Raw genomic sequence first — 12,470 nt, forward strand, 5'->3', positions numbered from 1 at the left:
AGCCCTAACCGGTACCCGAATTCATGCTGAAGCCGGCATTTCCCGCTCTCGAAATATTTGCGCAGCTGCCCCCCGGAGGACTGCTGCTCACCCCCAACAACCGTTTGCGCAACCGCTGCCAACAGGTGTTTGCCGCGCAGCAGTCGCCCGGTGCCTGCTGGATGCCGCCGCCGGTGGAATCCCTGCGCAGCTGGCTGGACAAACTCTGGTTCCAGCTGCAACAGCGCAACTGGCAGCCCGCCTTGCAGCAGGTATTGAATCGCGAGCAACGGCAATTGCTCTGGCAGCGCGCCCTGGATGAATCCCTGGACCGGCAACTGCTCAACAGCCAGCAACTGTGCCGGGATGCCGATAGCGCCCTGGCGCAGCTACTCCAATGGCAACTGATCTCCGACCTCTCGCAAATAGATGAAGCGCTAACTCCCCTACTGGAACAGTTCGCACTCTCTATGCGCAGCGACGAACTGCCGCTGTGCGTCATAATCAAGGCCTTTGCTACTGAGCTTCAGGCCCACAGCGCCATCACTCCAGACCAGCGCGATCAATTGATCCTGCGCGCATTCCAGGAAGGTATTCTGGAACCCGTCGCGCAAATTGATACCGCCGGCTTTGCCCAGATCTCGCCCCTCGCCAATACCCTGATCCACGCAGGTGCCGCAGCTGTTAATGAAAGGCCAGGACTCACCCAGCAGAGTGAATTATCCGTAGCCGCCTGCGCCGATTTGGATGAAGAACTCTACCAGGCAGCCCTTTGGGCTGGGCAAAAACTCGCCGAAAATCCCGGCCACAGCGTCGGCATAGTGGTAAACAATCTGGGCCAATGCCGCGCCCAGGTGGAAGCGGTATTTTCCCGCGTGCTCGAACCCCAATACCTGGACCCACAGCAACCGCGCTACACCCTGCCGTTTAACTTCTCTGCCGGTACGCCCCTGGCGCAGACACCGGTCGGCAGCGCCGCCCTACAATTGCTATCGCTACTGCAAGACGAATGGGATTACCCTCAATTACAAAATATCCTGTTCAGCCCCTTCTGGGGTGACGACAGTGAAACCTGGCTGCGCAGCGCCCTGTTCCGCCGCCTACAAAAACTGGAACTGCGCCGCATCGACGGCGCAACCTTGCGCTACTGGGCCGAGCGCACCGCAGAAGTCCTCCACTTGGAATCGCCGCAACTGCCCCGCCAGCTGGAACAAATAGCCGAACGCGCCCGCCGCTGGCAGCGAGCCCCCGCAGAAATTTGGGCCGCACGTTTTTCCGAAACACTTACCGCATTAAATTGGCCCGGCAGCCGCAACCCGGACAGCCAGGAATACCAGCAGCTGATGCAATGGGAGTCCATCCTGGAAGAATTCGCCGCACTCAGTGCCTGCGGTGGCAACCTTACTCTCACCCAGGCCCTGCAATTGCTGCGTCAGATTGCCAGCCGCACCCCCTTCCAGGCGGAAACCCGCGATGGCCCCTTACAAATTCTCGGGGTACTGGAAGCCGGCGGCCTCGCTTTCGATCACCTGCATCTGGTCGGCTTTGGCCAACAGCAGTGGCCGCCGGCACCGGCACCCAATCCGCTGCTGCCGATTCAATGGCAAAAACACTGGAAGATGCCCCGCGCCAGCGCCGAAAGAGAATTGGAACTGGCCCGCGAACTCACCGCCGACCTGCTCAATGCCAGCGGCAATATCGTTGTGAGTTACACCTGTGAAGAAGACGGTGTGCAGCAGGGGCTGAGCAGCTTGTTTGAAAGCCCGCAACAAGCCCAACACTTTTCCGAAGGCGCACTGCGCAATCACTACAGCCAACTGGCGCAAGCCTGCCAACTGGAAAAAGTCGAAGACAAAAAGCTACCGCCACTCACCCCCGCCGAATGCGAACGGGTACGCGGCGGTGCCTCGGTGCTCAAGGCCCAGGCCCTCTCCCCATTAAATGCGCAGTTGCGCTTCCGCCTCGGCGCCAGCAGTTTTACCCAACCGGATATCGGCCTCGGCCCTGCCGAGCGCGGTAATGTGGTACACCAGGTGCTGGCAGAATTCTGGCAACAGTGCGGCACCCTCGCACAACTGCAAGCCATGGACGACGAGCAACGCCAAGCGCAAATCGAGCGCGCGGTAGAACGCTCCCTCGGCAGTGTGCGTAAAAAATACAATCACCTGCCGATCGGATTTTGGGCCATGGAAAAGCAGCGCCTGGAGCGCCTGCTGCAACAATGGCTGTCCGTGGAACTGGACAGGCCCAATTTCTCCGTAGAGAAAGTCGAATGGGAACAAGCCGTGGAAATCGGCGGGCTGCACTTTAACCTGCGCCTGGACCGACTGGACCAACTCGCCAGCGGCGAGCAACTGGTGATCGATTACAAAACCGGCATTCCCAGTATTCGCGACTGGCTTACCCAGCGCATCCGCGAACCCCAGCTGCCGCTCTACGCCCTGTTCCAACCGGACGCCCACGCCATCGCCTTCGGCCAGGTGCGCAACGGCGACTGCAAATGGAATGGCTGCGGAGACCTGGAGCGCCCCATCACCGGCATTAAAGCCGTGGGCGATACCGAAAAGGAATCCCCCTACGGCACCTGGAGCAATCTGGTGGAGCACTGGCGCTACAGCCTGGAATCCCTCGCCACGGAATATCGCAGCGGTGTAGCCACCCTCGCCTTTGATCGCCCCACCGATAACAACAGTGAACTCTGGCCCCTAAACCGCTGGCCGGAAAGGGAGCAAATAACCGAATGAACGAAGTTGTGACCACTCCCGCCCTGCGCCGCCCCATCGATGCCGACGCCCGCAGCCAAGCCCTGGATATCAGTCGCAGCTTTGCCGTGTCTGCCCCGGCGGGCTCCGGTAAAACCGGCCTGCTCACCCAGCGCGTATTAAAGTTGCTCGCCGCCTGCCAGCAACCGGAAGAAGTGCTGGCCATTACCTTCACCCGCAAAGCCGCCGGTGAAATGCGCGAGCGCCTGATCGACGCCCTGCACAGCGCCCGCGACCAAGCCAAGCCAGATAACCCTCACGATGCCATCACCTGGGATTTAGCCCGCGCCCTGCTGGAGCGGGATCGCGAACTGGAATGGGAACTGCTGCAAACTCCCCAGCGCCTGCGTATTCAAACCATCGACGGCCTCTGCCGCAGCCTCGCCAGCCAACTGCCGATCGAGAGCGGCCTGGGCGCACCGGGTGAACCCCTGGAGCGCACTCAAATCGCCTTCGAACTGGCCGTGGTGAACCTGCTCAAACACCTCGATGGCGAAACCCCAGACGCAGACCTACAGCAACTGCTGCTCCACCTGGATAACGACCTGGGCCAACTCAATAAACTGCTGCGTATTTTGCTGGATAAGCGCGAGCAATGGCTCGGCCCACTTTTGAGCGTCAACTTCGACGGCGCCCAGGATTATTTCCATTTTGTCATCGACGAACTGGTAGCAGAAAAGCTGCAAGACCTCACCACAACCCTCGGCAGTTATGCCGGGGAACTGCTGGAGCTGGCCAGTTATGCCGGCAGCAATTTACAAAAGGAAAACCCCAGCCACGGCCTGTGCCTCTTCGCCGAACTGGACGATTTCCCCAGCACTGACAGCAGCGGCCTGCCCGCCTGGCTCGCCCTCGGCAGCCTGCTCCTCACCACCACCGGTGATCTGCGCAAAGGCGGCGGCATCAATAAAAAACTCGGTTTTGGCCTGCCGGATAAAAAAGATCCCGAACGCCCCATCGCCGAAGAATACAAACAGCGCATGAAAGACCTGCTGGCGGAACTGGCCGGCAACGAACCGCTGCTCTCCGCACTACGGGAAGTGGGCAAGCTCCCCAGCGGGCTGCAACAGAGCCAGTGGCAACTGCTGCAAGGGCTCGCCCAGGTACTGCCCAAATTGGTCGCAGAATTAAAACTGGTCTTCCAGCAGCTGGGCGCCACCGACTATACCGAAGTGGCCCAAGCCGCACTGATCGCCCTGGGCGATAGCGATAACCCCACAGACCTGGCCCTAAAACTAGACCTGCAAACCCAGCATATTCTGGTGGACGAGTTCCAGGACACCTCCCACACCCAGCTACAACTGCTGGAAAAACTCACTGCCGGCTGGCAGCAGGGAGGCGGTCGCACCTTATTTATTGTCGGCGACGGCATGCAATCCTGTTACGGCTTCCGCAATGCCAACGTGGGTATTTTCCTGGATGCGCGCAAACGCGGTATCGGTGAAGTCCCCCTGGAAGCCCTCGATCTCCAGGTAAATTTCCGCTCCGAAAGTGCGGTGGTGAACTGGGTCAACGAGACTTTCCAAAGGGCCTTTCCGCAAGCGGACAATATCGGTCGCGGCGCCGTGCGCTATCTGCACTCCGAAGCGTTTAAAGGCAGCAAATGGGCCGAGCCCTCGGTGAACTTCTACGGCTGCATCGATGACGAAGACCGCAACCGCGAAGCCACTCAAGCGGTTGAACTGGTGCAGCAATTACAAGCGCAAGATCCGGAGAGCCGCATCGCTATTCTGGTGCGCAAGAAAAAACATCTACAAAAGATTTTGCCGGCCCTAAGTACTGCCAATATCGCCTTCCAGGCCCCAGAGCTGGCGCCGCTCGCCAGTAAAATGGTGGTGTTGGATTTACTCAGTCTCACCCGCGCCCTACTCGACCCCAGCGACCGAATCAGCTGGCTGGCCGTAGTCCGCGCCCCCTGGTGTGGACTCCAACTGCCAGACCTTTACACCCTGGCCAACTGGGGCAATGGGGATATCACCGTAACCGACACCAGCGCACGCCCATTATTAATGGCGTTGCAGGAAGTAGACGATATCGCCCTGCTCAGCGACGAAGGGCGCACGCGCCTGGCCCAAGTGGCCCCCAAACTGCTACACGCCTGGCAACAGCGCGGCCGCAAACCACTGCGCACCTGGATTGAAGGCCTCTGGCTGGAACTGGGCGGCCCCGCCACCGTAGCGCAAAAATCTGACCTGAATAGTGTGCAGGATTTTCTGCAATTATTAGAAGCCTTCGATACCGGCGGCGCCATTACCGACTGGCAACAGTTCACCCTGGCCCTGGAACAGCTCTACGCCCGCCCCGCCCAGGATGCCAAAGTGCAGGTGATGACCATTCACAAATCCAAAGGACTGGAGTTCGAACACGTACTGATCCCAGGCCTGGACCAAGGCGGCAAACCCGGCAGCGACCAGCTGCTGCGCTGGAGCGAATGGCTCAACCGCGAAGGCGAAAGCCGCTTCCTGCTCGCCCCCAAAAATGCGCGCGACGGCCGCGACCCGGTTTTTGAATACCTGAAGCACGACAACAGCGAACGCGAACGCCTGGAAGGCACCCGCCTGCTGTATGTAGGCTGCACCCGCGCCATCCGCTCGCTGCATCTTTTGGCCTGCATCAACCGGGATGAAAAAAAGGGCTACCTAAAAGCCCCCGGCAGCGCCGCCCTACTCGCAGGTATCTGGCCCAGTGTTTTGCACCACCAGGAAAGCGACTGGTGCCACTGGCTGGAAGCGAAAGAACCCCTGCTAAACCAGGACGAAGCCAGCAGAGATCACGACTACCTACTGCGCCTGCCCAACCAATGGCAACCCCAAGCCATGCCCCGGCAGGAATGGCTGGCCCAATACCGCATGCCAGACTACCTACCCAAAACAGAAGAAGAAGAAGACAATATTCCCGAGCTGGGCCAGGTAGCCCTGCGCTGGCTCAAACATGCCGGCACCGTAGCCCACGAAACCCTTGCCACCATTGCCGAGACCAATATCAGCGACTGGACCCCCAGCAAACTGGAAGCCCAACGCCCCCTATGGCAGCTGCGCCTGAAACAATTAGGGCTATCCGCTACCAGCCTGGACCGCGCCGCCGAGAAAGTGGAGATCGCCGTACGCAACAGCCTCAACTGCCCCACCGGCCGTTGGCTATTGGATGGATCATTAAGAGAATCCGCCTGCGAACTGGAACTCCACAGCGGCGGCCGACAGCTAAGGCGCTCCATTGTGGACCGCACTTTTATCGACAACGAAGGTACCCGCTGGATTGTCGACTACAAAACGGCTGAGCCCAGTGGGGAAGAAAGCCAGGAAGAGTTTATTGCGGCTCAGCTGGAGCAGTATCGGAATCAGTTGGAGAATTACCGCAAGCTCTTTTATGCGAGGGGGGAGCGGAATATACGGTGTGCGTTGTATTTTCCGTTGATGCAGAGGTTGGTGGAGTTGGATTAGGTACCTTTAACTTTTCAAAAGCCAGTTCCCATAGGCCTGAATATCAATCATAGGGACAGTTCCGCTAAACTGTAACTCGGATATCAACTTGAACAGGAAAGCTGTCGCGGCTTTTTCCTGAGGATAGATATTGAACTGTCCACTCTCTTTTTCGTAGAAAAAGTACCCATGACTTGCAGCGCATCCTATATTGAGCAATCCGCCTTCGGCATCTTGATTCAGTTGCTTTATAAGTGAGTTGCCTAACGCTGGGCTCCATTCACTCTCTAGTGTCAGAAGTCCACCAATAATTGGTGTAAGGTCTTTGGGAGGGTACGTACCTTTTGCATATGGAATAGGCAGGGAGGTACGGTGTAAATTCCGAACGCTTTCTACTTTCCGTTGAGCGTATTTCACCATTTCAAGATTCATGGTCTGTTTAGCTTCAAAAACAGCATATACGCTTTCAGCAGGTATGATAATTTGCTTTTCATACTTAAATACGAATGGAGAATATTGCCGATCAAATATGACTACATCCAGTTGATCGCTAAATACCCCCTTACTATCAACTACATGAGCTTTATCTGCTCGATACCGTTCCGGCAAATATCTGTTGAACAAATCTAGCCAAATATTCTCGCTGCCATCGCCTTTTGTTCCTGGATGGGCAAATGACTGCCGTACAGTAGATAATCTATGTTCGATATCTGCATGTAGGTTTTCTAATAGCTTTGTAAGTGACCAGTTGCTCATGCTGCGCCCTCTTTGAAAGGAGGGGTTGGGGTGATAGTTTGAGTCACCTCGTATGCCCTCTTCGGGGTTATCGGCTGATTGGGATATGCATCTAGCACTATGGCTGGGATTAACCGTTGTGTCAGATCTGAGAATGTGAAACCGTACTGGCGACCATCTACTGGACCAGTTGCTTTAACAAAATGTTTTATATGGTCTTCTTTAAAACCGAGTTGGCGTAAAGGGCTACCTAAAACAGCTTCTCGCTGAGCTTCATTTGGTCGAGAGAAGGCCAGAATGTCAGCAGCCCGCCTTTTTATAGCGGGATCTAGTGCATTAACTCTGTTTGTACACATAATAACTGCAGCGGGCAATTGGCCATTAGCAATCCGGTCGATTCCACGGATAAAGGCATTAACTCCGGCCCTATCTTCATGATGCATCTGTGTAGCTTCTCGTGATTGGGCTAATGCATCAGCTTCATCGACAAGTAAGATTACGCCTCCACGAGCTGCACCTGATACAGACCTTAGTTTTTGAGCTTCTTCAAAGGTATATTCGAAAGCGGCGGATATCAGTTGTGTCATCTCGCCAACTCGGCCCTGCCCTCGGGTGGATAGGCTCAATGGGAGAAGTGAAACTTCTATATCTTCTTGCCTGGCAACAGCGTCGCCAATGGTTTCAGCTAGCTCTGACTTTCCAGAGCCTACGTCGCCAGCTAGTACCACAAGTGGCGGTCGCCTTAAAATCATTTTGACAAGCTGATCTGCGCCGGCATGATGCCTATTGGCCCAGTTTTCTAAGCCTTTTGAATTGATTAGTAACCCCAAGATTTTAGACAAACGGCTGATCTGGTTATCTAGGCCAACTAAGCGCCCCAGGCGCTCCTGGGCTTCGAAGTCTGGGTATGAGATGCGGTTTTCGAATAATTCATCAAGGGAAGGCGTTGAGTTCATTAATAGCTCCTAACACTAGATCTTGATAGTGATTTTCCACCTGACGAGTAACTCCGATCATGGTCTAAATACCCATTGATTTCTGGCTGAGTTGCCGAAGTCCTCCAGAACGGAAGGTTGTCTTTGAATTTATTCATTTCCTCTTCAGTTAAACTGAACCATGATGAAGAGTAAGATAAGAAGCTATAAAAAATTGCTCCAGATATATCTTTATTCGGGCGTATTCTTCCGGGGTCGTCATCAATACCATCGGTGAGTTCACTGGCTGAATATCGTAGGGTTGGCTCGATCCAGCAGGCATCCCTTTTAAAGCCAAAGGTAACGGAGCTAAGATAGCCATGCTTCAGTAGTTGTATCACTTCCTCCTCATATTCAGCAATTTTGATATCAGAGGGACTTCCGTAAAACCGCTGCATTCTTTTTAGGTCGGTAGCGACTTTTGCAGCAATATGCCTTGCATTTGTTACCGTAAAAGTTGTCGATTCTGTTGCTGTATAGCTGTGACTCATGCTCACCTCACACTTGGAAGGTTGACCCAAAGATTTTTTGCCAGTAATAAACTGTTTCTTGCTTGGTTGGTGCTGATAAAGCAGAATCGATTGCGTCTCCAGCATCAAGTGCTGCGTCAACAATCATATCTGCCTGTGCGCTTGTATAGAGCATACCTACACTATTGTCGGCATTTACCGGGTCGATGATTTTCACTGGTGTAGTGATTGCCCCGACAGTGCCGGGCTCGTAATAGTCACTGAAAACAATCAGTTCGCGCATATCGGTTGTAGCAATGTAAGTGAAGAAGCCTTGGAGGGCTTCTGGGTAATCAGAGAAATCCATGCCGTTATCGCATAGCTTGGCAAGAATCATCTCTATCATGAAGGATTTGAATCTGAAGCCATCCCTTTCCCGTTTTTCCTTTCGAGCCCAGAATTTCACCAGGCGAACTACCTGAGTAAAGTGTTGATTATTAGCCTGTTTACGGCTTTTGATGAATTCGAGGTGCAAGGGAATACTGGTTTTTAAGAATGAACCATCGTCCTGGCTGACAAGATTTCCATACCATTGTGAATCGCCGTAATAGAGGATTGGTACGATGTCTACGTCTAGCCCGGTGCCTTTAAAAGAAACTGAGATGCTGTACGTTTGGGGGGTGACCTGATCAGGCGAGAAATTTGGGAAAGCGGTCCTGAGCCTCTCAACAATGTAGTTCAACAGCTTTGGTATATCTGAGGGGGCTTCCGCACCGCTTACATAGCAGGCGACATCAATGTCATTAAGGGATCGGAGAGCCGTTCCTTTGGCCAGGCTTCCTGATACTAGCATTTTTTTGGAGGGCGAAGTCCGGGTGCTCATTGAGATGCCCCTCTAGTTTCTCACGCAGTCTCCTTGCTTGCGCACGGTACTCGTCAGCCTTGGCCTTTGGCAGATTCACCTTGTCCTGCGCAAATTTAGCTATGTCTTGATGGTCAATGTGGGTACGAGACATTGCATTACCTATATAGAAGTACTGATTGTTCGGAATTCTGAACCACATTGGAGCATGACAATTTCCAGCAGTCAAGACTATAATGTATGTCAATACCGAACTTTTGTTGCACGAAGGAGATAGGCATGCCCACAGCTTTGGGCTCAAAGATCAAGGCGCTTCGAGAAGAGAAAAAGTATACTCTTGAAAAGCTGGCTGAATTGACAGGCTCCAGTAAGAGCTATATCTGGGAATTAGAGAATAAAAACCCACCAAGGCCTTCTGCTGACAAAGTGTCAAAAATAGCAGATCAGCTCGGAGTGACCATCGAGTATCTGTTGGATAGTGAGGCCAGCATTACTGTTGAGGATGCTGCTGACGCGCGGTTTTATAGGAAGTACCAAAAAATGGACTCAAAAACTAAAGAGAAGATACGCTCGTTTGTAGATCTTTGGGACGATGACGACAGCTGAGAAGATGACTCCGCAGAAGTGGGCCTTTCAGCTAACGCACATTCTGAACGCTTATGCAGGTCCAGACCGGTTTCCTGTTGATGTTAAGTCTCTGGCTAGGGACTACTCCCATCAAAAATACCCCGATGACCCTGTTTCAATGATCAAGGGGGCTCCGTTACCGACATTCGACGGGGGGCTGTATAAGGCTCCTCCAGGGAAAAAAGGATGGGGCATTATCTATAATGATTCTATGCAATCAAAAGGGAGGATCAACTATACATTGGCTCACGAGTTCGGCCATTATCTGCTTCACCGTAATGATTACCCTAATGGTATTGAATGTGGAGAGCAGGACTTGGTTCGCTGGGATTCTGATTATGGCCAAATTGAACATCAGGCTAATGTTTTTGCAGCAAACTTGTTGATGCCTCTAGATGATTATAGAAATCAAATTGCTGCTAAGACGAAAGTGGATCTTGATATGATTGGTGGCTGTGCAGATCGATATGGTGTGTCTCTTACAGCAGCTATCTTACGCTGGATTGAGTATACAGAACGTCGAGCGGTCATTGTTGTTTCTCGAGATGGTTTCATTTTGTGGGCACGATCCAGTAAGGCGGCATTTCGGACGGGCATATATATAAAAACAGCAGGTAGGCCACCTGTGGCTGTCCCTCAAAATTCTCTCGCTGGGGGACTCTTAACGTCTGAAAACCAGAGAGTAGGAATAATACTGCCTGCTGGAGTATGGTTCAAAGAGAGCTGCGAGGAAATGGTGGTTTTTTCTGAGCAATACGATTTCACTATCTCAGTGCTTCAGCTGGATCAAGAGCCTGATTTTTTTACGAATACTAATGGATATGGTGTGCCGACCTCTGCTTTATAGAGTCAATGAATATATTCGGTAGTGGTTTGGGACAAGGAAGCAATTCTGGACACCCATCAAATAGAAAGGCAAGTAGGGCAGCAGAAGCCAGATGAAAAAATTGACATTAAAAAAATAAAAAACCTTGTATACTCAATAATTTATAGTGACTAACTCAGGAAGGCTTACACCCACTCCTTCCTATTCTAGTTTACCACGGCCGCGCTACTTGCCAAACTCCCCATCAAGGAATACCCATCCGCAACTTGAGTATAATTAGGAAACGATCATCTTGATCCCCAGGCTTCACATCCTGAAACCCCATAAAAAAATAAACGACAAAGATCTTAGCTGCATACCCCACAGAGGCTCATCAAGATGTCTACCAAGACACTCCTGAAGGCTAAGCGGGATGAGTACACCGGAGACACAAAGCGTAACTAAACTAGATTGATATAGTTGGTTTACAGTACTTTTATATATTCACCCGACTAGTTCACGAACCGTGCTGCATGGTTTGCACCAAAAAAGCATACTATCACCAGTGCAAATTGGATAAGTATCGCAATTACCAAAGACTCTAAGAATATTCCACGATCTTTTCTATATAATAACTTTAGCTTAGCTATAGTCAGCAGCCAACCTTGAAATCTTCTTTCAAGAAAAGCTGTAGCTCTTATCAGATTCCTCTTGGAATTAATAGCACTCTCCACCAACAAAGTGGCATTAGCCCAAAAAGCCATCCCCCAAAGTGCCACTAATACCCAAAATATAAAGGTTAAACCAGTTTTAGAGAAATCAATTACCGTGAAATCGAGCTGTACACCACACATTATCACGAGAGAAAGTATTAAAATTTGAGGAGTTAAATTTCTCAAAAAATCCAAGAAATCCTTTCTTCCCTCTCTTAGAATATACACAAGATTTTCCTTAATTCCGATTTAAACCACAAAGCAAAGGATGAGCAGCAATAAGCCCCCCCTGAAACCCTAATTAACCGCATCAATCTATTTTGAACAGTAAACACCATCAACAATTCTGGACACCAACCAAATAGAGAGAGTGGCTAATACGGGGCGCAACGCACAATTAATGAAACCAGTCCTTCAGTGCGAAATTTAGCAAAATATAGGCGCGCAAATTCCCTTATTGGAATACATTAAGTTTTATTCAGTGTCTATGCAAAGTAAAATCGATAGATATTCATCAGTATACCCGGTTGCGATTAAGTAAATTTCTACAGTCGCTCCCTCTTAAGAAAGATCCCAAAAATTTCTGAAACGCCCCTTTCAATAGGAGAACAATAACGTGAAGTAAGAATAGGGAAAAGGCGCTGACCCAAGGTGCTGCAACACCAGGGGCCAGCTAACCAGATTGATAACTGAACTATCAAAATGGCTATATGCATAGTACGCTAGAAACACGCTCGTCTTCAATAAAGTGGAGTACAATCAGCAGCTTGGAGCGATTCCACAAGCTCTGGGAACCTAGCGCCCGCCTTTTCCTATTCTGCGCCCACCGCCCCCGCGCCCCACCCCACTCTTCTAACAAGCATCACTTACCAAGCTTCCCCATCAAGGAATGCCCACCCACAGCTTGAGTATCACTAGGAAACAAATATGTTGATCCTAAAGCGCAGAACCGGCGAGAACCTAAGAATTGGAACGAATGTCTCGATCACAGTGTTGGAAGTGAAAGGAAATCAAGTAAAGATAGGCATCCGTGCCCCCAAATCCCTTCCTGTTCATCGAGAGGAGATATATGTGCGCATCAAAAGAAAAAGAAAGTAGGTATTGGATGGCGTTGAGGGTAGATTCTCCAAGGAAGGAGGCCTACT

The 12,470-nt window shown here is 51.8% G+C and carries 10 protein-coding genes; 5 read left to right on the forward strand and 5 right to left on the reverse strand.

Going from position 1 to position 12,470, the window contains the following annotated elements; translation table 11 throughout:
- Nucleotides 1–23 precede the first annotated feature (23 nt).
- Both ACJJID_RS08605 and ACJJID_RS08610 read left to right on the forward strand, forming a co-directional pair.
- Nucleotides 24–2,723 carry a PD-(D/E)XK nuclease family protein gene (locus ACJJID_RS08605; RefSeq protein ID WP_444922355.1) on the forward strand — a complete coding sequence of 900 codons (2,700 nt, stop codon included), beginning with the start codon at nt 24–26 and terminating at the stop codon, nt 2,721–2,723.
- Nucleotides 2,720–6,181 (forward strand): UvrD-helicase domain-containing protein, encoded by a 3,462-nt coding sequence (locus tag ACJJID_RS08610; protein ID WP_444922356.1) that lies wholly within the window; start codon nt 2,720–2,722, stop codon nt 6,179–6,181. Before ACJJID_RS08605 ends, ACJJID_RS08610 begins: the two co-directional genes overlap by 4 nt.
- A 6-nt stretch (nt 6,182–6,187) precedes the next feature.
- On the opposite strand, the gene ACJJID_RS08615 is transcribed toward ACJJID_RS08610, so the two are convergent.
- The 4 genes from ACJJID_RS08615 to ACJJID_RS08630 are packed head-to-tail and all read right to left on the reverse strand — an operon-like array spanning nt 6,188 to nt 9,201.
- Complete coding sequence (locus tag ACJJID_RS08615) at nt 6,188–6,916, reverse strand: DUF6602 domain-containing protein (RefSeq protein ID WP_444922357.1); 729 nt, start codon at nt 6,914–6,916, stop codon at nt 6,188–6,190.
- Nucleotides 6,913–7,851, reverse strand: a complete 939-nt coding sequence (locus ACJJID_RS08620; protein WP_444922358.1) for an AAA family ATPase — start codon at nt 7,849–7,851, stop codon at nt 6,913–6,915. Before ACJJID_RS08620 ends, ACJJID_RS08615 begins: the two co-directional genes overlap by 4 nt.
- The gene (locus ACJJID_RS08625) at nt 7,851–8,360 is read right to left on the reverse strand and encodes an HORMA-1 domain-containing protein (protein WP_444922359.1); all 510 of its coding nucleotides are present in this window, start codon (nt 8,358–8,360) and stop codon (nt 7,851–7,853) included. Before ACJJID_RS08625 ends, ACJJID_RS08620 begins: the two co-directional genes overlap by 1 nt.
- Before the next feature lie 7 nt (nt 8,361–8,367).
- A complete protein-coding gene (locus ACJJID_RS08630; protein WP_444922360.1) occupies nt 8,368–9,201 on the reverse strand; it encodes a CBASS oligonucleotide cyclase in 834 nt (277 codons plus the stop codon).
- A gap of 258 nt (nt 9,202–9,459) precedes the next feature.
- On the opposite strand from ACJJID_RS08630, the gene ACJJID_RS08635 reads away from it, so the two are divergent.
- On the forward strand, nt 9,460–9,786 hold the full coding sequence (locus ACJJID_RS08635) for a helix-turn-helix domain-containing protein (RefSeq protein WP_444922361.1): 327 nt from the start codon (nt 9,460–9,462) through the stop codon (nt 9,784–9,786).
- Nucleotides 9,773–10,654: an ImmA/IrrE family metallo-endopeptidase gene (locus ACJJID_RS08640; protein ID WP_444922362.1), complete on the forward strand. Its 882-nt coding sequence runs from the start codon at nt 9,773–9,775 to the stop codon at nt 10,652–10,654. The genes ACJJID_RS08635 and ACJJID_RS08640 overlap by 14 nt, the downstream gene beginning before the upstream one ends.
- 470 nt (nt 10,655–11,124) lie before the next feature.
- Here ACJJID_RS08640 and ACJJID_RS08645 read toward each other — a convergent pair whose 3' ends face one another.
- Complete coding sequence (locus ACJJID_RS08645) at nt 11,125–11,553, reverse strand: hypothetical protein (protein WP_444922363.1); 429 nt, start codon at nt 11,551–11,553, stop codon at nt 11,125–11,127.
- A gap of 699 nt (nt 11,554–12,252) precedes the next feature.
- On the opposite strand from ACJJID_RS08645, the gene csrA reads away from it, so the two are divergent.
- The gene (gene csrA, locus ACJJID_RS08650) at nt 12,253–12,423 is read left to right on the forward strand and encodes a carbon storage regulator CsrA (protein WP_444922364.1); all 171 of its coding nucleotides are present in this window, start codon (nt 12,253–12,255) and stop codon (nt 12,421–12,423) included.
- The last annotated feature ends 47 nt before the right edge of the window (nt 12,424–12,470 follow it).

Source organism: Microbulbifer sp. CnH-101-G, assembly GCF_052466775.1.